The sequence below is a fragment of the Mycobacterium marinum genome, from assembly GCF_003391395.1.
In the GTDB taxonomy this organism is placed as follows: Bacteria; Actinomycetota; Actinomycetes; order Mycobacteriales; family Mycobacteriaceae; genus Mycobacterium; species Mycobacterium marinum.
The window spans coordinates 1,227,838-1,249,159 of record NZ_CP024190.1 but is presented as its reverse complement, the minus strand read 5'-3'; the positions used below and the strand labels follow the sequence as shown (position 1 = coordinate 1,249,159).

23 protein-coding genes and 1 pseudogene are annotated in these 21,322 nt (G+C 65.5%); 15 read left to right on the top strand and 9 right to left on the bottom strand.

The annotated features are described in order from the left end of the window. The first annotated feature begins 15 nt into the window (after nt 1–15). Nucleotides 16–819 carry a cutinase family protein gene (locus CCUG20998_RS05275; RefSeq protein ID WP_012392985.1) on the top strand — a complete coding sequence of 268 codons (804 nt, stop codon included), beginning with the start codon at nt 16–18 and terminating at the stop codon, nt 817–819. Nucleotides 820–850: 31 nt separating this feature from the next. Beyond that, on the top strand, nt 851–1,546 hold the full coding sequence (locus tag CCUG20998_RS05270; protein ID WP_038578922.1) for a cutinase family protein: 696 nt from the start codon (nt 851–853) through the stop codon (nt 1,544–1,546). 36 nt (nt 1,547–1,582) lie between these two features. On the opposite strand, the pseudogene CCUG20998_RS29230 reads toward CCUG20998_RS05270, so the two are convergent. Further along, nucleotides 1,583–1,723, bottom strand: a pseudogene (locus tag CCUG20998_RS29230) (3-deoxy-7-phosphoheptulonate synthase); the annotation flags it as partial. Between CCUG20998_RS29230 and CCUG20998_RS28880 the strand changes: the two are divergent. The 6 genes from CCUG20998_RS28880 (at nt 1,718) to CCUG20998_RS05240 (ending at nt 8,456) form a co-directional block, all read left to right on the top strand. Continuing rightward, the gene (locus tag CCUG20998_RS28880; RefSeq protein WP_258035676.1) at nt 1,718–1,840 is read left to right on the top strand and encodes a hypothetical protein; all 123 of its coding nucleotides are present in this window, start codon (nt 1,718–1,720) and stop codon (nt 1,838–1,840) included. The pseudogene CCUG20998_RS29230 and the gene CCUG20998_RS28880 sit on opposite strands and share 6 nt — an antisense overlap. Nucleotides 1,841–2,156: 316 nt before the next feature. Beyond that, nucleotides 2,157–2,312 (top strand): hypothetical protein, encoded by a 156-nt coding sequence (locus tag CCUG20998_RS27615; protein WP_153234274.1) that lies wholly within the window; start codon nt 2,157–2,159, stop codon nt 2,310–2,312. A gap of 212 nt (nt 2,313–2,524) precedes the next feature. Beyond that, entirely contained in the window at nt 2,525–4,183 is a 1,659-nt protein-coding gene (locus tag CCUG20998_RS05255; protein WP_103653747.1) for a purine-cytosine permease family protein, read from the top strand. A gap of 221 nt (nt 4,184–4,404) precedes the next feature. After that, complete coding sequence (locus CCUG20998_RS05250) at nt 4,405–5,502, top strand: PPE family protein (RefSeq protein WP_181005682.1); 1,098 nt, start codon at nt 4,405–4,407, stop codon at nt 5,500–5,502. Nucleotides 5,503–5,567: 65 nt separating this feature from the next. Further along, nucleotides 5,568–6,710, top strand: coding sequence for a PPE family protein (locus CCUG20998_RS05245; RefSeq protein WP_020731979.1), 1,143 nt, complete (start codon nt 5,568–5,570; stop codon nt 6,708–6,710). A gap of 270 nt (nt 6,711–6,980) precedes the next feature. After that, complete coding sequence (locus CCUG20998_RS05240; RefSeq protein ID WP_036457313.1) at nt 6,981–8,456, top strand: amino acid permease; 1,476 nt, start codon at nt 6,981–6,983, stop codon at nt 8,454–8,456. A 15-nt stretch (nt 8,457–8,471) separates the two neighbouring features. Here CCUG20998_RS05240 and truA read toward each other — a convergent pair whose 3' ends face one another. The 8 genes from truA to infA all read right to left on the bottom strand — a co-directional run bounded on the left by truA (nt 8,472) and on the right by infA (nt 13,052). Next, nucleotides 8,472–9,389 (bottom strand): tRNA pseudouridine(38-40) synthase TruA, encoded by a 918-nt coding sequence (gene truA, locus CCUG20998_RS05235; protein WP_373145025.1) that lies wholly within the window; start codon nt 9,387–9,389, stop codon nt 8,472–8,474. After that, nucleotides 9,316–9,885 carry a 50S ribosomal protein L17 gene (gene rplQ / locus CCUG20998_RS05230; RefSeq protein WP_020731976.1) on the bottom strand — a complete coding sequence of 190 codons (570 nt, stop codon included), beginning with the start codon at nt 9,883–9,885 and terminating at the stop codon, nt 9,316–9,318. The genes truA and rplQ overlap by 74 nt, the downstream gene beginning before the upstream one ends. A gap of 60 nt (nt 9,886–9,945) precedes the next feature. After that, complete coding sequence (locus CCUG20998_RS05225) at nt 9,946–10,989, bottom strand: DNA-directed RNA polymerase subunit alpha (RefSeq protein ID WP_011739109.1); 1,044 nt, start codon at nt 10,987–10,989, stop codon at nt 9,946–9,948. An 85-nt stretch (nt 10,990–11,074) separates the two neighbouring features. Then, complete coding sequence (gene rpsD, locus CCUG20998_RS05220; protein WP_012392977.1) at nt 11,075–11,680, bottom strand: 30S ribosomal protein S4; 606 nt, start codon at nt 11,678–11,680, stop codon at nt 11,075–11,077. 18 nt (nt 11,681–11,698) lie between these two features. Next, nucleotides 11,699–12,115, bottom strand: a complete 417-nt coding sequence (rpsK, locus tag CCUG20998_RS05215) for a 30S ribosomal protein S11 (RefSeq protein ID WP_011739107.1) — start codon at nt 12,113–12,115, stop codon at nt 11,699–11,701. A gap of 3 nt (nt 12,116–12,118) precedes the next feature. Further along, on the bottom strand, nt 12,119–12,493 hold the full coding sequence (gene rpsM, locus CCUG20998_RS05210; protein WP_011739106.1) for a 30S ribosomal protein S13: 375 nt from the start codon (nt 12,491–12,493) through the stop codon (nt 12,119–12,121). Between the two features lie 190 nt (nt 12,494–12,683). Further along, on the bottom strand, nt 12,684–12,797 hold the full coding sequence (gene rpmJ, locus CCUG20998_RS05205) for a 50S ribosomal protein L36 (RefSeq protein WP_003879483.1): 114 nt from the start codon (nt 12,795–12,797) through the stop codon (nt 12,684–12,686). A 33-nt stretch (nt 12,798–12,830) separates the two neighbouring features. Continuing rightward, nucleotides 12,831–13,052: a translation initiation factor IF-1 gene (infA, locus tag CCUG20998_RS05200; protein WP_003418601.1), complete on the bottom strand. Its 222-nt coding sequence runs from the start codon at nt 13,050–13,052 to the stop codon at nt 12,831–12,833. Between the two features lie 247 nt (nt 13,053–13,299). Here infA and CCUG20998_RS05195 point away from each other — a divergent pair, with 247 nt between their 5' ends. The 7 genes from CCUG20998_RS05195 to CCUG20998_RS05165 all read left to right on the top strand — a co-directional run bounded on the left by CCUG20998_RS05195 (nt 13,300) and on the right by CCUG20998_RS05165 (nt 21,310). Further along, nucleotides 13,300–14,196 (top strand): LLM class F420-dependent oxidoreductase, encoded by an 897-nt coding sequence (locus CCUG20998_RS05195; RefSeq protein WP_020731975.1) that lies wholly within the window; start codon nt 13,300–13,302, stop codon nt 14,194–14,196. Between the two features lie 26 nt (nt 14,197–14,222). After that, nucleotides 14,223–15,083 (top strand): LLM class F420-dependent oxidoreductase, encoded by an 861-nt coding sequence (locus tag CCUG20998_RS05190; RefSeq protein ID WP_012392975.1) that lies wholly within the window; start codon nt 14,223–14,225, stop codon nt 15,081–15,083. Between the two features lie 9 nt (nt 15,084–15,092). Continuing rightward, nucleotides 15,093–16,088: a dTDP-glucose 4,6-dehydratase gene (gene rfbB, locus CCUG20998_RS05185; protein WP_020731974.1), complete on the top strand. Its 996-nt coding sequence runs from the start codon at nt 15,093–15,095 to the stop codon at nt 16,086–16,088. Between the two features lies 1 nt (nt 16,089). Next, a complete protein-coding gene (gene rfbC / locus CCUG20998_RS05180; RefSeq protein ID WP_012392974.1) occupies nt 16,090–16,695 on the top strand; it encodes a dTDP-4-dehydrorhamnose 3,5-epimerase in 606 nt (201 codons plus the stop codon). 174 nt (nt 16,696–16,869) lie between these two features. Continuing rightward, nucleotides 16,870–18,432 carry an MFS transporter gene (locus CCUG20998_RS05175; RefSeq protein WP_020731973.1) on the top strand — a complete coding sequence of 521 codons (1,563 nt, stop codon included), beginning with the start codon at nt 16,870–16,872 and terminating at the stop codon, nt 18,430–18,432. A gap of 179 nt (nt 18,433–18,611) precedes the next feature. After that, nucleotides 18,612–20,132 (top strand): CoA-acylating methylmalonate-semialdehyde dehydrogenase, encoded by a 1,521-nt coding sequence (locus tag CCUG20998_RS05170; RefSeq protein WP_012392972.1) that lies wholly within the window; start codon nt 18,612–18,614, stop codon nt 20,130–20,132. 5 nt (nt 20,133–20,137) lie between these two features. After that, complete coding sequence (locus tag CCUG20998_RS05165) at nt 20,138–21,310, top strand: acyl-CoA dehydrogenase family protein (protein ID WP_020731971.1); 1,173 nt, start codon at nt 20,138–20,140, stop codon at nt 21,308–21,310. The last annotated feature ends 12 nt before the right edge of the window (nt 21,311–21,322 follow it).

Below are 21,322 nucleotides of genomic sequence, written 5' to 3'. Positions count from 1 at the left end.
GGGTAAAATTTCGGCGTGAACAAGCACCCATTGGCCGTGCTGGCCGGCGCTCTGGTCACCGCGACCGGCCTGCTGGCCGCCCCCAGCATCACTGGAACCGCCATCCCGTCGGCGTCCGCAGCGGACTGCCCCGACGCCGAAGTCGTGTTCGCACGCGGAACCAGCGAGCCACCCGGCATCGGCCGGGTGGGTGAGGCCTTCGTGGACTCGTTGCGCCAGCAGACCGGCAAGAACATCGGTGTGTACGCGGTGAACTACCCCGCCAGCCGTTTGCAGCTGCACGGCGGCGACGGAGCCAATGACGTGATTTCACACGTCAAATCGATGGCCTCCTCCTGCCCCAACACCAAGATCGTGCTGGGCGGCTATTCACAGGGCGCCGACGTGATCGACATCGTGGCCGGAGTCCCGTTGGCCGGCATCAGCTTTGGCAACGAGCTGCCCGCCCAGTACGCGGACAACATCGCGGCGGTCGCGGTGTTCGGCAACGTGGCCAACCGCTCCGGCGGATCATTGACCACCCAGAGTTCGTTGCTGGGTTCCAAGTCCATCGACCTGTGCAACCCCAGCGACCCGATCTGTCACTCCGGCCCCGGCAACGATTGGAACGGGCACACCGACGGCTACGTCCCCACCTACACCACCCAAGCGGCGAGTTTCGTTGCGGCCAAGCTGGCCGCGTCGTCGATGGCACCGGTGGTCCAGTTGCCTGGGCCCGTGCCGCGGGCGCCCGGCCCCGCTCCGCAGGCCCCCGGACCCGCTACGGCATCGCCCGGAACCCCAGTCGGGGCGACAGGCACCCTCGTCGGCGCTCACTGACCCACTGTCAGCAAGCCCGTAAAATTGCGCCATGTGGCTATTTCCCCTGGACGCACAGAAGTGGGCGCGCTCGGGTCGCGGCCGAACACGACTCGCACGGGGCTGTGCCGGGTTGGTGGCCACCACGATTGCGGCGTGCGCGGTATTGCTCGCGTTTCCATTGGTGCCTAAAGCAGCCGCGGCCTGCCCCGATGTCCAGGTGGTTTTCGCCAGGGGCACCGGCGAACCACCCGGTCTCGGCCGGGTAGGCAACGCCATGGTTGCCTCGCTACGGCAGAAGACCGACCAGAGCATCGGCGCGTACGCGGTGAACTACCCCGCCAACAAGGACTTCCTGGCGGCCGCGGACGGCGCCAACGACGCCAGCGACCACGTCCAGCAGATGACGAATGAATGCCCCAACACCAAACTGGTGCTCGGTGGTTATTCCCAGGGCGCCGCGGTCATCGACATCGTTACCGCCGCCCCCCTTCCCGGCCTTGGCTTCACCCAGCCGCTGCCGGCCCAAGCCGCCCAGCACGTGGCCGCGGTCACCCTGTTCGGGAATCCATCGGGCCGAGCGGGTGGCTTGATGACGGCGCTGAGCCCGCATTTCGGCGGCAAGATCCTCAACCTGTGCAACACCGGCGACCCGATCTGCTCGGACGGCGACCAGTGGAAGGCCCACACCGGCTACGTTCCGGGCCTGACCAACAAAGCCGCCAGTTTCGTCGCGGGCCGGATCTGAATCAGCCCGCAATTGGCCGCGTCCGCCTGGGTGTGGCATTTCGGCAACGAGGAAGGCCAGCTCTAGCGATTGCTGGGTGTTCAACGTTGGGTCGCAGGCCGTCTCGTAGCACCTGGCTGTGGCGTTCTCGCCCGTGATTTCGACGTGGGCAGGCAATTCGCCGGAATGTCCATGAACGAATATTCCTGGGCGCGACAACATGCCCATCGCACCGCGCCGATCTGGGTCGCGGTGGCGTTGGCAAGTACCGGGATGGTCGCGGTCGCGGCGTGGACGACGAGGTTCCTCACATGAAAATGAGCGCGGAGAAGTGGCAGGTGCCTCACCCGTTTTCGTCGAGGTGAATGAAGTTCAGGCACGGCACCAGCCGCCACAACCGGTCGAGTAGCTCCAGCTCTACTGCACCCGTAGCTCGTCGCCCGCGGCATACCTCATGGCTCCTTCGACATTTCCCAGGGCTTACCCCAACCGCAAGTACCCGACGCCGGTCCAGATACAGGAGCTTGCGCGCACATTCAGCGCGCGCAGGGGGTACGTCGCAGTCGGCGAGAACCCGTGGGTTGTGCGCTCGGCGGCCACCCCCGTGGCGGCCTCGCGCATGAGTCGGTTCATGCACGACCCAGATGTGCAGTTCTATCTGACCCTCAACCCGCGCTTAGCCGAGGGCGAAGCGCTGGTGACCTGCGTCCCTCTGGACCTCGCGAACATCGCCGGCGGACTTCTCCGGTTACTGCGTAAGCGGCTAGCCGATTCGGCGCGCTTGTGAGGCGACTGGGCAAGCCCTTGGGCTTGCCTGTACCGGAACGCTTCCGGTGGCAGACCCCTGCGACCAGGGTTACGATCACGCTGAACCTCAACGAGGCGTACCGAACGCGCCAACGAAGGTTCTCTTTGCCGCTGTACACGAAGGCAAGTGCGCGATGCGCGCCGTGGCGATTCTGATGCGCCATTGTCCGGCGATTGCGCCCAGGAGGATCGATGCAGGATACCGACGTATCGCAGGTATCACCCTCAGCCCCTGTGGATCTCGCTGAAGTCACGGCGGCCAAGGAAACCCTCGAGGACTACACGCTGCGGTTTGCGCCGCGCAGCTACCGCCGGTGGTCGTCGGCGGTCGTCGGGATCTCCGCCTTGGGCGGTATCGCCTACCTGGCCGACTTCGCGATCGGCGCCAATATCGGGATCACGTGGGGAACCACCAATGCCCTCTGGGGCATAGCCATCTTCGCCGCGGTGGTCTTCACCACCGGATTGCCACTGGCGTACTACGCGGCCCGCTACAACATCGATTTGGATCTGATCACCCGTGGCAGCGGTTTCGGCTACTACGGGTCGGTGGTGACCAACGTCATCTTTGCCACGTTCACCTTCATCTTCTTTGCACTTGAAGGTTCGATCATGGCCCAGGGCCTGAACCTGGGTCTGCACATCCCGTTGTGGCTGGGGTATGCCTTCTCGACGTTGCTGATCTTTCCGCTGGTGATATATGGCATGAAAGTTCTTTCACAGCTGCAACTTTGGACCACGCCGCTGTGGCTTATCCTGATGGTGGCCCCGTTCGGCTACCTCTTGATCAGCCATCCCGAGTCGGTCGCGCAGTTCTTCGCCTACGCCGGCAAGGACGGTCGCGCCACGGCCAGCATCGGCTCCGCACTGATGGCGGCGGGCGTATGCCTGGCGCTGATCGCTCAAATCGCGGAGCAGATCGACTATTTGCGGTTCATGCCGCCACGGACGCCCAAGAACTCACGTCGGTGGTGGGCCTGGATGCTGCTGGCCGGGCCCGGCTGGGTCATCTTCGGCGCAGCCAAACAGATCATCGGCCTGTTCCTGGCGGTCTATCTGCTCTCCAACGTCGCCGGTGCGGCCGATTTCGCCAATCAGCCGGTCCACCAATTCATGCAGATCTACCGCAACTTCATGCCGGGTTGGCTGGCGCTGACATTGGCGGTGATCTTGGTGGTGCTCAGCCAGGTCAAGATCAACGTGACGAACGCGTATTCGGGTTCGCTGGCCTGGACGAATTCATTCACCCGCGTCACCAAGCACTACCCCGGGCGAGTGATGTTCCTCGGCGTGAATCTCACGATTGCCCTGATCCTGATGGAAGCCAACATGTTTGACTTCCTCAACACAATCCTCGGCTTCTACGCCAACTGCGGCATGGCCTGGGTGGTGACGGTGGCCTCAGACATCGTCTTCAACAAGTTCCTGCTCGGCCTGTCGCCGAAGACACCGGAGTTCCGTCGCGGCATGTTGTATGCCATCAACCCGGTTGGCTTCGGGTCGATGCTGTTGGCAGCGGGCCTTTCGATCGTCGCGTTCTTCGGCGGCCTGGGTGAGACGCTGCGCCCGTACTCGCCGTTGGTGGCGATCAGCGTCGCCGTGGTGATGCCACCAATTCTGGCCATTGCCACCAAGGGCAAGTACTACCTGCGACGCACCCACGACGGCATCGAGCTGCCCATGTACGACGAGCACGGCAACCCGTCCGCCGAGCACCTGAATTGCCATGTCTGCCGGCAGAACTTCGAGCGACCCGATATGGCGGCCTGCCAGACCCACGATGCTCACGTTTGTTCGCTGTGCCTGTCCACCGACAAACAGGCCGAACACGTCTTGTCAGCCCATCCCTAACCCGACGATGTGGAGCCACAAGTAAATCGTGCCGAACCTTTGCCTTTGGCGATTGTTTCTATTGGTCATATAATCGGGGCCTTGTTGCTTGCGGGTGATCAATAGTTCCCGTTGATCCGACGACGGCGATGTCGCAGGAGGCTGCACTCACCGCTGTTGAGGAGGATCTCGTGGTCGTTGACACCTCGCCGGTCGACGCCGGCGGCTACGTGTCCGTCCCCGTGCTCCTCTCTGATTTCGGCTCACTGTCGCCGGAGATCAACTCCGGGCGCATCTACGCCGGTCCGGGATCTGGACCAGTGCTGGCCGCGGCGGGAGCCTGGGATGCGCTGGCCACCGAGTTGGGCGCCACCGCATGCGGATACAGCTGCGTGATCACCCAATTGACGAGCTTGCCGTGGTCGGGGCCCGCCGCCGCGGCCATGCTTACCGCGGTCACGCCGTACGTCTCCTGGTTGACCACGATGGCCACGCGCGCCGAACAGACCGCCATGCAGGCCAGGGCCGCCGCGGCGGCCTATGAGGCGGCCTTCGCGATGACCGTGCCCCCGCCGGCGATTGCAGTCAACCGAGTCCGGTTGCTGGGGCTGATCGCAACCAATTTCTTCGGGCAGAACACGCCGTCGATCGCGGCCACCGAAGCCGAGTACGCCGAGTTCTGGGCGCAAGACGCCACCGCGATGTACTGCTACGCCAGCACCTCGACGTCGTTTCTGGCACTACCCGCCTTCCCCGGGCCACCACGCACGACCGACCCGGCGGGATTGGCCGGACAGGCCGCCGCGACCAGCCAAACCGCGGCGTCGGCGACCTCCTCGTCGGCCATCCAGGCGCTTACCCAAGTCTCGTCGTCGCTAGCCGCGGCCGGGCATTGGCTGCCCATCCTCTCGACCGCGGAGTGGAACACCTTGGTCAACACCTGGGGCCTGGCCTATTTCGGCGCGGGAATCTTCCAGTTGGGCACCCTGTTTGCCCAACAACTCTTGCCAGATGCTGCGGCGGCGCCGTCCGCGGCCGCGGCATCGACCGCCGTGGCCGCACAACTGGCAGCACCCGTTGCCGCCACGCCGGTTTGGGCCGTATTCGCGCGGGCGGACACCATCGGACCGATGTCGGTACCGCCAAGTTGGACCACCGCCGCACCGGCACCCACCGCCGGGGGCGCCGCGATCTCTGGCATCGACGTCGCGGCCGGGCGCCCCCAAGCACCCAACGCCCTGCTTCCCAATCTGCGCGACAACAGCCGAGCAACGACCTTCGCTCGGCGCCGATACGGCATCCGCCTGACGGTGATGTTGCGCCCACCGGAAGCCGGATAGGCACCCAAGCTTCGAGGAGAAGAGCAGATGGCACAGGCAGCCACACAGGTAGGGAGTTGATAGCAATGGACTTTGGGATACTGCCGCCAGAGATCAACTCCGCTCGCATGTACTCCGGCCCCGGCTCGTCACCCTTGTTGACGGTGGCCTCGGCGTGGAGCGGCCTGGCCGCCGAGTTGAGCGCTACCGCCAACGACTACGAGACCGTGATCTCCGGGCTGCAAAGCCAGGGTTGGGTCGGGCCTTCGTCGGAAGCGATGGCCAACTCCATCTGGCCCTATGTCGCGTGGCTGCGCGCCACCGCCGCCGCGACCGAGCAGTCGGCAAGCAAGGCTCGCATAGCGGCCAGCGCGTACGAAGCCGCCTTCGCCGCAACGGTGCCGCCGCCACAGATCGCCGCCAATCGCGCCGAGCTCACCGGGTTGATCTCAACCAACGTGGTGGGCCAAAACAGCGCCGCGATAGCCGCTGCGGAAGCCCAATACGGCGAGATGTGGTCCCAGGATGCCGCGACCATGTACGCCTATGCCGCCAGCTGCGCAACCGCCACGTCCGTGACACCGTTTGTGTCGCCGCCACAAACCACCAACCCGACCGCGGCGGCCACCCAAGCCGGCACCCTCGCCCGGGCCGCCGCCACCACCGCCGGTACCGCACAAAGCACGTTGTCACGGCTGATCTCGGAGGTACCGGGTGTGCTGCAAGCCCTTACGTCGCCGTTGGCCTCGGCCGCATCGTCGACGGCCGGCCCCATCGAGCGGTTCTTGGAGTGGTACGCGCCGTTCGCGAATTTCTTCTACGACACCCTCGGCCTGCCGTTCTTCGGCGCCGGCATTACCAGTTTCTTCGCGGCAACGGCCAAGACGGCGGGGGCGATTGGCCCCGCGGCCGCCGCACCGGCGGCCACCGTCGCCACCACGGGTGCGGCCAATTCGGTCGGCGCTGGGCCGGTTTCGGCGAGTCTGGCTCAGGCCAGCACGGTCGGCAAGCTGTCGGTACCCCACACCTGGGAAGGGGCCACCCCGGCGACAAGCCCCACCACCGCATCGAAGTTCATCAGCGACGTGATCGAACCGGAAAGCGTGGAGGCGGGCGGCAACATCGTCGGCGGAGTGCCGATGCCCGGTCCAGGCAAAGGTTCGGCGGGTGCGGGTCCCCGCTACGGGGTACGTCTCACCGTCATGCCTCACCCACCGTCGGCGGGCTGAGTTGAGCACACATCTCAGGCATGGGGCAGCCGCCACCCGAGCGCCGGGTCTGGGTGGTTGCCCCGGCCATTCCACGTCACTAAGCACCCGCGGATTCCGGCCGCCGCCGCCGATCCGACCCTCGCCCACCCATCCAGCACGCCTCGACGTCCCGCAGTCGGCTGATGCCGTGTCCACCATTCGGGGGATAACGCCTCAGTGCAGCACCGCAACGGGGCTCGTACCTATAAACTCGACCGCTCCGCCCCGATCTGATGAGGACGCTCATTGATGCCTGAAGATGTTGCTACCTGCCAACCCACCGAATCAACGCCGCATCTTCATCGGGGTCTTTCCAACCGACACATTCAGTTGATCGCCATTGGCGGGGCGATCGGCACCGGCCTGTTCATGGGATCCGGCCGCACCATCTCGCTGGCCGGCCCGGCGGTGATAGTCGTCTACGCGGTCATTGGGTTTTTCGTCTTCTTCGTGCTGCGCGCGATGGGCGAGCTGCTGTTGTCGAACTTGAACTACAAGTCGTTCGTCGACTGTGCCGCCGACCTTCTGGGTCCCGCGGCCGGCTACTTCATGGGCTGGTCGTACTGGTTCGCCTGGATCGTCGCGGGCATCGCCGATCTCGTTGCCATCACCGGCTATAGCAAGTTCTGGTGGCCGGACGTACCCACCTGGGCGCCGGCACTGGTCACTATCGCCGTCATGCTCTCGATCAACATGTTCGGTGTCAGTAAATTCGGCGAGACGGAATTTTGGTTCGCCCTGATCAAGGTTGCGGCGATCCTCTGCCTCATCACCGTGGGCGCGATCTTGGTCATCACCGGCTTCACCTCGCCCGACGGCGACCGGGCGGCCCTGGCGAATCTCTGGAACGACGGCGGGTTCTTCCCAACCGGGTTCGTCGGTTTGGCGAGCGGGTTTCAGATCGCCTTTTTCGCCTATATCGGAGTGGAACTGGTGGGTGCGGCCGCGGCGGAAGCCGCCGATCCCAGCCGCACGCTCCCCCGTGCGATCAACGCCGTCCCGCTGCGGGTGGCGATCTTTTATATCGGGGCCCTGCTGGCGATCCTCTCCGTCGTCCCGTGGCGACGGTTCGCCAGTGGCGAGTCGCCGTTCGTGACCATGTTCGCCTTGGCCGGACTCGCCGCGGCCGCATCCGTCGTCAACTTTGTCGTCATCACCTCGGCCGCGTCCTCGGCGAACTCCGGCGTGTTCTCCACCGGCCGCATGCTCTATGGCCTGGCCGACGAGGGCAGCGCGCCGGGAATCTTCGGTCGACTCAATCGCCGCGGAGTGCCGGCACCGGCCCTAATCCTCACCGCGGCGCTGTTGTTGTCCGCCATCCCGCTGCTCTACGCCGGCGGTTCGGTGATCGGTGCCTTCACCCTGATCACCACCATCTCGTCGCTGCTGTTCATGTTCGTCTGGACGATGATCGTGATCAGCTACCTCGTCTATCGGCGCCGACACGCACAACGCCACGCCGATTCGGCTTACAAGATGCCCGGTGGCGTGGTGATGTGCTGGGCCATACTCGGCTTCTTCGTATTCGTGATCTGGACGCTCACCACCGAAACCGAAACCGCGACCGCATTGGTGTGGTTCCCGCTGTGGTTCGTGATCCTCGGGATCGGCTGGGCGCTCGTCCGGCGCCGCCCCGGCCACCTCGAGCAATACCACCGGTTCCAGGCCGAAATGAACGGCACCACCGCGGGGGTACTCCCGCCCGATGCCTCAGCCCGGACCTAGTCGATACGTAATAAGTCAGTCGGTACGCGAGCGCAGATCGCGGGTAATCAAGACCCGCGATGCGAGCTGGTCATCGGGTGGATAGTCCACCTTGGCCAGGACCAGACCGTGCGCCGGTGCGGCCGCGAAGTCACTGGAACGCGCGGTAGCGGTGAGCAACTCGCGACACCAATCTGGCGTACGCCGGTGTTCGCCCACGGCCAGCAGCGCGCCCACCAATGAGCGCACCATCGACCAGCAGAACGCGTCGGCGCTGACCTGCGCGGTGACCAGGTGCCCGTTGCGCGACCAGTCCAACCGTTGCAGGTCACGGATGGTGGTAGCCCCCTCGCGACGGCGGCAGAACGCGGCAAAATTGTGCAGTCCCAATAGCTCTCGGGATGCCACCGTCATCGCATCGATGTCCAGCTCCCGCGGCCATACGGTCACATAGCGAGCCTGCTGCGGCTCGACACCGTAGGGGGCCGTCGACAAGCGGTAGACATAATGGCGGCGAAGTGCCGAAAATCGGGCATCGAAAGCCGTTGGCGCACGCGCGATATCGAGGACGCGCAGATCAGCCGGCAAGAAGCGGGCCAAACGTCGCACCAACGGCAGGAATTCCGGATCGCCCGCGCGCGCCGAACGCGAATAGGCGTTCGGCAACGCGTCGACTGGAACATCGGCGTGGGCCACCTGGCCGGTGGCGTGCACCCCCGCATCGGTACGCCCGGCGGCACACAGGCGCACCGGTGTGCGCAAGACCGTCGTCAGCGCCTCATCAAGGACGCCAGCGACCGTACGCTGCCCCGTCTGCGTCGCCCAGCCTGCGAAATCCGTACCGTCGTAGGCAATGTCGAAGCGCAGACGAACTGCGTCACTAATTCTGCGGTGCCTCGTCAGCGTCGGTGTCAGCGGAGCCGGCCTCGGCGTCGGTGGCCTCGGCGTCGGCAGGCGCTGCCTCGGCTTCGGTAGCGGCCACCGCCTCCTCGGCCGCCGGCTCCTCGGCTGCCTGCGGCTCCGAAGGCACGTCCTGCGACGCGGCCTGGGAGGCTTTCACCCGTCGTGCCCGGTCGGCCTCAGACGTCACCGTCTTCTCCCGCACCAACTCGATCACCGCCATCGGGGCGTTGTCGCCCTTGCGCGGTTCGACCTTGATGATGCGGGTGTAGCCGCCCTCACGATCGGCAAAGAACGGCCCGATCTCAGCGAACAGGGTGTGCACCACGTCCTTGTCGCGGATCTTCTTGAGCACCTCGCGCCGATTGTGCAGTGCACCCTTCTTCGCGTGGGTGATCAGCTTCTCCGCGTACGGCCGCAACGCCCGCGCCTTGGGCTCGGTGGTCTTGATTCGGCCGTGCTCGAACAGCGAGGTGGCCAGGTTGGCCAGTAGCGCCTTCTGGTGCGAGGACGACCCGCCGAGGCGAGGGCCTTTGGTGGGCTTGGGCATTGCGGCTATCTCCTATTCGGGGCCGGTCCCCGTATCAGGTAGGACCGGGACGGATCTTGGTTAGAGCTGTTCGGTTTCGGCGTAGTCCTGGTCGTCGTAGGCGCCCTCGGTCGACCAGGTACCGGTGGCCACGTCGTAGCCTGCGACCTCAGACGGGTCGAAGCTCGGCGGGCTGTCCTTGAGCGACAGGCCCAGCTGGTGCAGCTTGACCTTGACCTCATCGATCGACTTCTGACCGAAGTTGCGGATGTCGAGCAAATCCGACTCGGTGCGCGACACCAGTTCGCCGACGGTGTGCACGCCCTCGCGCTTGAGGCAGTTGTACGAGCGCACGGTCAGATCCAGGTCGTCGATCGGCAGTGCGAACGAGGCGATGTGGTCGGCCTCGGCCGGCGACGGCCCAATCTCGATACCTTCGGCCTCGACGTTGAGTTCACGTGCCAGACCGAACAATTCGACGAGCGTCTTGCCCGCAGATGCCAGCGCGTCGCGCGGGGTGATCGAATTCTTGGTCTCGACATCGAGGATCAGCTTGTCGAAGTCGGTGCGCTGCTCGACACGAGTCGCGTCCACCTTGTAGGTGACCTTGAGCACCGGCGAGTAGATGGAATCGACCGGGATGCGGCCGATTTCGGCGCCCGAAGCCCGGTTCTGCACTGCCGGGACGTAACCGCGGCCGCGCTCGACGACGAGCTCGACCTCCAGCTTGCCCTTGTCGTTGAGGGTGGCGATGCGCATGTTGGGGTTGTGCACCGTGACACCGGCCGGCGGCACGATGTCGCCCGCGGTGACCTCACCCGGCCCCTGCTTGCGCAGGTACATGGTGACCGGCTCGTCTTCCTCCGAAGAAACGACCAGGGCCTTGAGGTTCAGGATGATGTCGGTGACATCTTCCTTGACTCCGGGCACCGTCGTGAACTCGTGCAGCACGCCGTCGATGCGGATGCTGGTGACGGCTGCCCCGGGAATCGAGGACAGCAGCGTGCGACGCAGCGAGTTGCCAAGGGTGTAGCCGAATCCGGGTTCCAGCGGTTCGATGACGAACTGGGACCGGCTGTCGGTGAGGACTTCCTCGGACAGAGTCGGCCGCTGAGAGATCAGCATGGTGTTCTTGTTCTCCTTCTCGGCACCCGCTATTTGATGCCGTTAGGTGATCCGTCGCTGCGGCCGCAGCGACGGAAGACGGGGCTTACTTCGAGTAGTACTCGACGATCAGCTGCTCGGTGAGCGGGACCTCGATCTGTGCCCGCTCGGGCAGCTGGTGGATCAGGATGCGCTGACGCTCCCCCACGACCTGCAACCAGCTCGGGATCGGACGGTCACCCGCCGTTTCGCGCGCAATCTGGAACGGCACCGTGTTGAGCGAGTTGTCCCGCACATCGATGATGTCGTACTGCGAAACCCGGTAGCTGGGCACATTGACGTGCACGCCGTTGACGCTGAAGTGCCCGTGGCTGACCAGCTGACGAGCCATCCGGCGGGTACGTGCCAACCCGGCCCGGTATACGACGTTGTCGAGCCGGCTCTCCAGGATCTTCAGCAGTTCCTCACCGGTCTTGCCGGAGTGGCGAACGGCCTCTTCGTAGTAGCGGCGGAACTGCTTTTCCATCACGCCGTAGGTGAAGCGGGCCTTCTGCTTTTCCTGCAACTGCTGGCGGTATTCACTGTCCTTGATCCGGGCGCGGCCGTGCTGGCCGGGCGGGTAGGGACGCTTTTCGAATGACTGGTCGCCACCAACGAGGTCGGTGCCCAGCCGGCGCGACTTGCGGGTGACGGGTCCGGTGTAACGAGCCATTGGTATGTCCTCCTAGACCTAGACGCGCCGACGCTTGGGCGGGCGGACACCGTTGTGCGGCTGCGGGGTGACATCGGAGATCGCACCGACCTCCAGGCCAGCGGCCTGCAGCGACCGGATCGCGGTCTCGCGGCCCGAACCCGGCCCCTTCACGAACACGTCGACCTTGCGGACACCGTGCTCCTGGGCCTTGCGCGCGGCGTTCTCGGCGGCCAGCTGCGCTGCGAACGGTGTCGACTTGCGGGATCCCTTGAAGCCGACGTGACCCGACGACGCCCAGGCGATGACGTTGCCCTGCGGGTCGGTGATCGTCACGATCGTGTTGTTGAACGTGCTCTTGATGTGCGCGGCACCGTGCGGGACGTTCTTCTTTTCCCGGCGGCGGGTCTTCTGGCCCTTCTTGGGGCCCGTGCCGCTGGCTTTCTTCGGTGGCATCGGTTACCTGGCCTTCTTCTTGCCTGCGATGGTGCGCTTGGGGCCCTTGCGGGTCCGCGCGTTGGTCTTGGTGCGCTGGCCACGTACCGGCAAACCACGGCGGTGCCGCAGGCCCTGGTAGCAGCCGATCTCGATCTTGCGACGAATGTCGGCCTGCACCTCGCGGCGCAGGTCACCCTCGATCTTCAAGTTCGCTTCGATGTAGTCACGCAGGTGCGTCAGCTGGTCGTCAGTGAGATCGCGAGTGCGCAGGTTACGGTCAATGCCCGTAGCTGCCAAGATCTCGTTCGACCGGGTACGGCCGACGCCGTAGATGTAGGTCAGGGCGATCTCCATCCGCTTGTCGCGCGGTAGATCGACGCCGACTAGTCGAGCCATAGGTGGCGTTTCCTCTTTTTCTCAGCGGAGGTCTTATCCCAGTCCGTTCCCGCAAGGTTTGCGGGGCCCGGCCTCCGTCCGGGCGCGGATGAGCTGGCCCATCACTATTGATGCCAGCCGCTCATTGGTGCTGGGAGGTCTGCATTCAGTTGTCTGCGCTTCGCGCTAGCTAGCTGCTGCTAGCCCTGGTCTACCCCTGCCGCTGCTTGTGGCGCGGATCGGAGCAGATCACCATGACCCGCCCATGCCGACGGATCACCCTGCACTTGTCACAGATCGGCTTGACGCTCGGGTTCACCTTCACGGCAGTCTCGGTCCTGTTCTCTGGGTGGTTTGGCTATTTGTACCGGTACACGATGCGGCCCCTGGACAGGTCGTAGGGAGACAACTCCACCACCACGCGATCCTCGGGCAGGATACGGATGTAGTGCTGCCGCATCTTGCCGCTGATGTGGGCGAGCACCTTGTGGCCGTTCTCCAGCTCAATGCGAAACATGGCATTAGGCAGGGGCTCGACCACGCGACCCTCGACCTCTATGGCACCGTCCTTCTTGGCCATTACTTTCCGGCGATCCTCACTTCTTGTTCGTGCACCTGGTTTGGCGCAGCACCCGTCCTGACCGCAAAACGTGAGCCGGTGGTGGAAATTCCGCGAAACGATCCGAGAAATTTCGGGACTGGGCACGCCAGGAGTCGGCACGAGACGTCGCACCGTCGTCCCACGATACCCGCACTGCCGCGCTCGGCGCAAAACGCCACAAAGCCGGGCCGGAATAGCCGCCCCGACCCAGCCGGTTGGACCTACCATGCCCGACCCTGAGACCGACTCTGACGCCAGATCTTCCGCGAGTCCAGCCGCCGGTAAGCCCAACCTCGGCCGGTTCGGATCCTTCGGCCGCGGTGTCACCCCGGCCCAGGCCAGAGACATCGAAGCGCTGGGCTACGGAGCGGTCTGGGTCGGCGGGTCACCGCCGGCGGAACTGGCCTGGGTGGAACCGATCCTGGCGGCCACCACCACGCTGCAGGTAGCCACCGGCATCGTCAACATCTGGTCGGCACCCGCCAAGCCGGTAGCCGAGTCGTTTCATCGCATCGAGGCCGCCTACCCCGGCCGTTTCCTGCTGGGAATCGGCGTGGGCCACCCGGAAGCGATCACCGAGTACCACAGCACCGGCAACGCGGTGGACGCCCTCATCGAGTACCTCAACAGGCTCGACGACTACGGGGTGCCGGCCAACCGACGGGTGGTGGCGGCGCTGGGCCCGCGGGTGCTGCGGCTCGCGGCGCGACGCAGCGCCGGCGCGCACCCCTACCTGACCACACCGGAGCACACCGCCGCGGCCCGCGAACTCATCGGCCCGTCGGCGTTTCTGGCTCCCGAACACAAAGTGGTGCTGACCACCGACGCGCAACGGGCGCGTGCGGTCGGGCGCAAGGCCCTCGACATCTATCTCAACCTGGCGAACTACCTGAACAGCTGGAAGCGGCTGGGCTTCAGCGAGCGCGACATCGCCCGCCCGGGCAGTGACCGCCTGGTTGACGCCGTGGTCGCCTACGGCACTCCCGCGGCCATCGCGGCGCGCCTCAACGAACACCTGCAAGCCGGCGCCGACCACGTCCCCGTACAAGTCCTGACCAAAAGTGAGAACCTGGTACCAGCGCTCGCCGAGTTGGCCGGGCCGCTCGGGCTGACCGGCGCCTGAGCTTCAAGCAGGCACGGGGGAACCAGATGACCAACGCAGTTTCACTCAAACCCGAGCTGGGCCGGTTCGGCGTATGGCTGGGTAGCCGCTCCATCACCCCCGAACTCGCCGGGCAGATCGAATCACTCGGCTACGGCGCGGCCTGGATCGGCGCATCACCGGACGCCGATCTGGCTTGGGTCGAGCCCGCCTTGGAGCAGACCACATCACTGCAGCTGGCGACCGGGATCGTCAATATCTGGTCGGCGCCGGCCGATGAGGTGGCGGCATCGTATCAGCGGATCGAGAGCGCCCACCCGGGCCGGTTTCTGCTGGGTGTCGGGGTAGGCCATCCCGAGCACACCCAGGAGTATCAGAAACCCTATGACGCGCTGGTGGCCTATCTCGACGACCTGGACAAGGCGATGGTGCCGGACAGCAGGCGGGTATTGGCGGCGCTGGGCCCCAGAATGTTGCGCCTGGCCGCGCAGCGTAGCGCCGGCGCCCACCCGTATTTGACCACGCCCGAGCACACCGGCACCGCCCGCCAGTTGGTCGGCAACACCGTGTTCCTGGCGCCCGAACACAAAGTCGTGCTCACCACCGACGCGGCGCAAGCCCGCGCGGTGGGCCGCAAGTTCATCGATTTCTACCTGGGACTGAGCAACTACGTGAACAACTGGCTGAAGCTGGGCTTCACCGAAGACGACGTGCGCAAGCCCGGTAGCGACAGATTGATCGACGCCCTGGTGGCCTACGGCACCCCTGATCAGATCGCCCGGCGGCTCGGCGAACACCTCGAAGCCGGCGCCGACCATGTGGCGATTCAGGTGCTGCGCCCGTCCCGGGAGGACAAGCCGATGGCGGCGCTGACCGAACTGTCAGGGGCGCTCGGGCTCACCCGTTAGGGTTTGACCATGCGACTGCTAGTCACCGGTGGAGCGGGCTTCATCGGCGCGAACTTTGTGCACAGCAGCGTGCGCGAGTACCCCGACGACGCGGTGACCGTGCTCGACGCCCTGACCTATGCCGGCCGGCGCGAATCGTTGGCCGATCTCGAAGACGCCATCAGGCTGGTCGAGGGCGACATCACCGATGCCGAGCTGGTTTCCCAGCTGGTGGCCGAGTCCGACGCGGTGGTGCATTTCGCCGCCGAATCCCACGTCGACAATGCGCTGGACAACCCGGAACCATTCGTGCACACCAACGTGCTCGGGACCTTCACCATCCTGGAGGCGGTGCGGCGGCACGGCGTACGGCTGCACCACATCTCCACCGACGAGGTGTACGGGGACCTCGAACTGCACGACCCCGCGCGATTCACCGAGGCGACCCCGTACAACCCGTCTAGTCCGTATTCGGCAACCAAGGCCGGCGCGGACATGTTGGTCCGGGCCTGGGTTCGGTCCTATGGCGTGGCGGCCACCATCTCCAACTGCTCCAACAACTACGGCCCGTATCAGCACATCGAGAAGTTCATTCCTCGGCAGATCACCAACGTGCTGACCGGGCGGCGCCCCAAGCTGTATGGCACCGGCGCCAATGTCCGGGACTGGATCCACGTCGACGACCACAACAACGCGGTGCGGCGGATCCTGGAGAAGGGGCAGATCGGCAAGACCTATCTGATCAGCTCCGAAGGCGAGCGCGACAACCTGAGCGTGCTGCGCACGCTGCTGCGGATGATGGATCGCGACCCCGACGACTTCGATCACGTCGTCGACCGCGTCGGCCACGATCTGCGCTATGCCATCGACCCATCTTTGCTCTACAACGAGTTGGCGTGGGCGCCCAAGCACACCGACTTCGAGGAAGGCTTGCGCACCACCATCGACTGGTACCGGGCCAACGAATCATGGTGGCGTCCATTGAAAGACGCCGCAGAAGCCCGCTACCAAGAACGCGGTCAGTGACATGCAGGCACGCGAACTCAAGGTTCCAGGCGCGTGGGAGATCACCCCGACCATCCACGGTGATTCCCGCGGCATGTTTTTCGAATGGCTCACCGACAGCGGGTTCACCGCCTTCTGCGGTCATCGCTTCGACGTCCGCCAAGCCAACTGCTCGGTGTCGTCAGCCGGCGTGCTGCGGGGTCTGCACTTCGCCGAGCTGCCCCCCAGCCAGGCCAAGTACGTCACCTGCGTATCCGGCGCGGTGTTCGATGTCGTCGTTGACATCCGTTTGGGTTCACCGACATTCGGCCAGTGGGACTCGGTACTGCTCGACGATCGCCACCGATCGATTTACATCTCCGAAGGACTTGCGCACGGTTTCCTTGCGCTGCAAGACAAATCAACGGTGATGTACATGTGTTCGGCCGAGTACAACCCGCAGCGCGAGCACACGATCTGCGCGACCGACCCCGAACTGGCGATCGACTGGCCCCTGGTCGACGGCGCCCCTCCCAGCCTGTCTGAACGCGATGCGGCGGCCGGCAGCCTCGATGAAGTGCGCGCTTCGGGGGTCCTGCCCACCTGGGAAGAGACCCAGAGGTTCATCGACGGCCTGCGGGGTACCTAGCCAACCCCCGGCCAGCCTCCGCGTGCGAACCGCCCCGCCCGAGCCCAATTGTCGCCGTGGCCGGCGGTACCGACAGCATGGCCGCGCCGAATGCCCGGGTGGCTATCGCTAGCCTTCCAGGCATGCCAACCACACAGATCGCCTGGGACGGCGTCGATGACGGCGAGCCCGCAGGTGAATGAGACTGAGGGCAGGCCGGTAGTCGGGCGTCCCGGTGCGGTGCTGTTCACCGTGTGCGCCGCCCTGTTCTTGGTTGTGGTGGATGTCACCGTGCTGCACGTCGCCGCACCAAGAATCGCCGAGGAGCTGAGTCCCTCACCCACCGAATTCCTGTGGATCGTCGACATCTACCCGCTGATCATGGCTTCATTGATGCTGATGGCGGGAGCCGCTTCAGACCGGTTTGGCCGCAAGCGCCTGCTGATGACTGGTCTGGTGATCTTCGGGCTGGTCTCGATTCCGGCGGCCTTCGCGGCTACACCGTTGATGCTGATCCTGGCCCGTTCGGTGATGGCAGTGGGCGCGGCGATGATCCTTCCCGCCACGGTATCGCTGTTGCGGGTCGCGTTCCCGGACCGCGCCGAACGGATGCGCGCGGTGGGGATCTGGTCTGCGGTGTCGGCGGTGGGGGCGGCGATCGGCCCGTTGATGGGCGGGTTGCTGGTCGAGTACTTCTGGTGGGGCGCGATATTCCTGATCAACGTCCCCCTCGCGCTGCTGGTTCTGCTGCTGGTGTGGCGGCTTGTCCCGGAGTCACGCTCGCAGGCCCGGCTGGTGTTGGACGGTCTCAGCGTCAGCCTGTCGATCGTCGCAGTGCTCACGTCGGTGCTGGCGATCAAGCAGGCGACTCACCACGGGATCGATCCTGCGGCAGTTGGTTACGTCGTCATCGCCGGCGTCGGGTTGTGGTGGTTCATCCGCCGCCAGATCAGCAGGCAGCGCCGCGGGATCGAACCGCTGCTCAACGTGCACTTGTTCACCCGAGCGCCGTTTACCATTGCGGTCCTGGCCGTGCTACTGGCGGTGTTTTCCATCGTCGGCCTAGACCTGGTATTCGCGCAGTATCTGCAGAATTTTCTCGGCTTCACGCCGATCAAGGCCGCGCTCCTGCTCACGCCGATGGCGGCCGCGACGGTCGTCGGTTCTCTGTCCGCGCATCTGATCGTGGGTCGCTGCGGCACCCGTGTCGCGATCGGCGCCGGCCTCGGCCTTACCGCAAGCGCACTGCTCCCGCTGCTGACCCTGGGCCACAATGGGCAGCTTCTGGTGTTCGTGGGTTCGCTGGCGGTGGTCGGGTTCGCCCTCGATGTGGTGCTGGTTTCGGCAAACGACGCGATCATCTCCGCGGTCTCCGAGGATTACGTCGGCCAAGCCGCCGGTGTCGAAGAAGTCGCCTACGACCTCGGGGGTGGGCTGGGCATTGCGGTGCTGGGCTCCGTCCTCACGGCCACCTATACCGCAGCTTTCGACCCAATTTCGGGGCTGACCGACTCGCAGTTGGCAACCGCTCAGGAGTCCATCCGAACCGCCAATGATCTCGCCGACGCGACCACCGCGCCGGCGCTGGCGTCCCAGATCCGTATTGAGGCGCACACCGCTTTTCTGGCCGGCTTTCACACCACCATCGTGGTCGCGATAGCGATCCTCGCCGTAGCCGCCGTGGCCGCCGGCGCCCTGCTCTCGACCAAGACCTTGCCCGAACCGGCCGGCCAAGATGCCCCCGATCCGAGCGCATAGCGCCGGGCCGACCGGCCCGCTACCGCGTCGGCACCACACCTTCGGGACCAGCATCGGCACGCTTGCCACGATGATTGGGGCCATGTTCGTCAAGAGTCCGTTGCGTACCACCGACGATATTTACTAGGATGTCCAAGTATCGGGTCTCCCCGCCGCACACGACCGTTATGGAACACGCTATGACCACACAAATTCCGCATTTCATCGATGGACGCCGCACCCCCGGGCAATCCACCCGCACCGCCGATGTCCTCGACCCCAATACCGGCCAGGTCCAGGCGACGGTACCGATGGCCGCGCAGGCCGACATCGACGCCGCGGTCGCAGGCGCCGCCGAAGCGCAAATAGGTTGGGCCGCCTGGAATCCTCAGCGGCGGGCGCGGGTGTTGATGCGCTTCATCGAGTTGGTCAACCAGAACACCGACGAGTTGGCCGAGCTGCTATCACGCGAGCACGGCAAGACAGTGCCCGACGCCCGCGGTGACATCCAGCGGGGCATCGAGGTGATCGAGTTCTGTCTCGGCATCCCCCACCTGCTCAAGGGCGAGTACACGGAGGGCGCCGGCCCGGGCATTGACGTCTACTCGCTGCGGCAGCCGCTCGGCGTGGTCGCCGGCATCACCCCGTTCAACTTCCCCGCGATGATCCCGCTGTGGAAGGCCGGCCCCGCCCTGGCATGCGGAAACGCCTTTGTGCTCAAGCCCAGTGAGCGCGACCCGTCGGTTCCGTTGCGACTGGCCGAACTGTTCGTCGAGGCCGGCCTACCCCCCGGCGTCTTCCAGGTCGTCCACGGCGACAAGGAGGCCGTCGACGCCATCCTCAATCACCCCGAGATCAAGGCGGTCGGCTTCGTCGGCAGCTCCGACATTGCCCAGTACATCTACTCTGGGGCGGCGGCCACCGGCAAGCGTTCGCAGTGCTTCGGCGGCGCCAAGAACCACATGATCGTGATGCCCGACGCCGACCTCGACCAAGCCGTCGACGCGCTGATCGGCGCCGGATACGGCAGTGCGGGCGAACGCTGCATGGCGATCAGCGTCGCGGTGCCGGTGGGCGAGCAAACCGCGGATCGGCTGCGCGCCAAGCTGGTTGAACGCATCAACAACCTGCGAGTCGGACACAGCCTGGACCCGAAAGCCGACTACGGCCCATTGGTCACCGAAGCCGCACTCACGCGGGTGCGCGACTACATCGGCCAGGGCGTCGCCTCCGGCGCCGAATTGGTCGTCGACGGCCGCGAGCGGGCCAGTGACGATCTGGCCTTCGGCGACGCGAACCTGGAAGGCGGCTACTTCATCGGGCCGACCCTGTTCGACCACGTCACCACCGACATGTCCATCTACACCGACGAGATCTTCGGACCGGTGCTGTGCATGGTCCGCGCCCACGACTACGAAGAGGCGCTGCGGTTGCCCTCCGAGCACGAGTACGGCAACGGCGTGGCGGTCTTCACCCGCGACGGCGACACCGCGCGCGACTTCGTGTCCCGGGTGCAGGTGGGCATGGTCGGGGTCAACGTCCCGATCCCGGTTCCGGTCGCCTACCACACCTTCGGCGGTTGGAAGCGTTCCGGATTCGGCGACCTCAACCAACACGGCCCGACGTCGATCCAGTTCTACACCAAGGTCAAGACCGTCACCTCCCGGTGGCCGTCGGGCATCAAAGATGGCGCCGAGTTCGTCATCCCCACGATGAAGTAGCCGCCATGTTTACCCTCAACGACGACGAGCGGGTGATCACCCAGACCGCCGCCGCCTTCGCCGATAAGCGGCTGGCCCCCTACGCGCTGGAATGGGATGCCACCAAGCACTTCCCGGTCGACGTGCTGCGCGAAGCCGCCGAACTGGGAATGGCGGCGATCTACTGCCGAGAAGACGTGGGCGGTAGCGGGCTGCGCCGGCTCGACGGGGTGCGCATCTTCGAACAGCTGGCCATCGCCGACCCGGTCACCGCCGCGTTTCTGTCCATCCACAACATGTGCGCCTGGATGATCGACAGCTTCGGCACCGACGAGCAACGCAAGGACTGGATTCCGCGGCTGGCCACGATGGACGCCATCGCCAGCTACTGCCTGACCGAGCCGGGTGCCGGCTCCGACGCCAGCGCGTTGAGCGCCCGGGCGGTGCGGCAGGGTTCGGACCCGGGGTCGGACTATGTGCTCGACGGCGTCAAGCAGTTCATCTCCGGTGCGGGCGCCTCGGACGTCTACGTGGTGATGGCGCGCACCGGAGCCGAGGGGCCGCGCGGCATCTCGGCGTTCATTGTCGAAAAGGGCACGCCGGGGCTGAGTTTCGGGGCGCTCGAAGAGAAGATGGGCTGGCACGCACAGCCCACCGCGCAGGTGGTGCTCGAAGGAGTTCGGGTACCCGCCGACGCGATGCTGGGCGGCGTTGACGGAACGGGCGCCGGATTCGGCATCGCGATGAACGGCCTCAACGGTGGCCGGCTCAACATCGCGGCGTGTTCGCTCGGTGGCGCCCAGTCCGCCTTCGCCAAGGCGGGTGCCTACGTGCGCGAGCGCCAGGCGTTCGGCTCCAGCCTGCTCGACGAGCCCACCGTCCGGTTCACCCTGGCCGATATGGCCACCGGCCTGGAGGCGTCGCGAATGCTGTTGTGGCGGGCGGCAAACGCACTCGACGAGGACGACGCGGACAAGGTCGAGCTGTGCGCGATGGCGAAGCGTTTTGTCACCGACACCTGCTTCGACGTCGCCGACAAGGCTCTGCAACTGCACGGCGGCTACGGCTACTTGCGCGAGTACGGTCTGGAGAAGATCGTCCGTGATCTGCGCGTGCACCGGATCCTGGAGGGGACCAACGAGATCATGCGGGTGGTCGTCGGCCGGGCCGAGGCCGCACGGTTTCGCGCTAGCGCATAGGAAAGGGGCCTC

Coding starts and splice junctions, on each gene's coding strand:
- CCUG20998_RS05270 (WP_038578922.1), top strand. CDS start 851: ATGTGGCTATTTCCCCTGGACGCACAGAAGTGGGCGCGCTCGGGTCGC.
- CCUG20998_RS28880 (WP_258035676.1), top strand. CDS start 1,718: ATGAACGAATATTCCTGGGCGCGACAACATGCCCATCGCACCGCGCCG.
- CCUG20998_RS27615 (WP_153234274.1), top strand. CDS start 2,157: ATGCACGACCCAGATGTGCAGTTCTATCTGACCCTCAACCCGCGCTTA.
- CCUG20998_RS05255 (WP_103653747.1), top strand. CDS start 2,525: ATGCAGGATACCGACGTATCGCAGGTATCACCCTCAGCCCCTGTGGAT.
- CCUG20998_RS05245 (WP_020731979.1), top strand. CDS start 5,568: ATGGACTTTGGGATACTGCCGCCAGAGATCAACTCCGCTCGCATGTAC.
- CCUG20998_RS05240 (WP_036457313.1), top strand. CDS start 6,981: ATGCCTGAAGATGTTGCTACCTGCCAACCCACCGAATCAACGCCGCAT.
- rplQ (WP_020731976.1), bottom strand. CDS start 9,885: ATGCCCAAGCCCACCAAAGGCCCTCGCCTCGGCGGGTCGTCCTCGCAC.
- CCUG20998_RS05225 (WP_011739109.1), bottom strand. CDS start 10,989: ATGCTGATCTCTCAGCGGCCGACTCTGTCCGAGGAAGTCCTCACCGAC.
- rpsD (WP_012392977.1), bottom strand. CDS start 11,680: ATGGCTCGTTACACCGGACCCGTCACCCGCAAGTCGCGCCGGCTGGGC.
- rpsK (WP_011739107.1), bottom strand. CDS start 12,115: ATGCCACCGAAGAAAGCCAGCGGCACGGGCCCCAAGAAGGGCCAGAAG.
- rpsM (WP_011739106.1), bottom strand. CDS start 12,493: ATGGCTCGACTAGTCGGCGTCGATCTACCGCGCGACAAGCGGATGGAG.
- infA (WP_003418601.1), bottom strand. CDS start 13,052: ATGGCCAAGAAGGACGGTGCCATAGAGGTCGAGGGTCGCGTGGTCGAG.
- CCUG20998_RS05195 (WP_020731975.1), top strand. CDS start 13,300: ATGCCCGACCCTGAGACCGACTCTGACGCCAGATCTTCCGCGAGTCCA.
- CCUG20998_RS05190 (WP_012392975.1), top strand. CDS start 14,223: ATGACCAACGCAGTTTCACTCAAACCCGAGCTGGGCCGGTTCGGCGTA.
- rfbB (WP_020731974.1), top strand. CDS start 15,093: ATGCGACTGCTAGTCACCGGTGGAGCGGGCTTCATCGGCGCGAACTTT.
- rfbC (WP_012392974.1), top strand. CDS start 16,090: ATGCAGGCACGCGAACTCAAGGTTCCAGGCGCGTGGGAGATCACCCCG.
- CCUG20998_RS05170 (WP_012392972.1), top strand. CDS start 18,612: ATGACCACACAAATTCCGCATTTCATCGATGGACGCCGCACCCCCGGG.
- CCUG20998_RS05165 (WP_020731971.1), top strand. CDS start 20,138: ATGTTTACCCTCAACGACGACGAGCGGGTGATCACCCAGACCGCCGCC.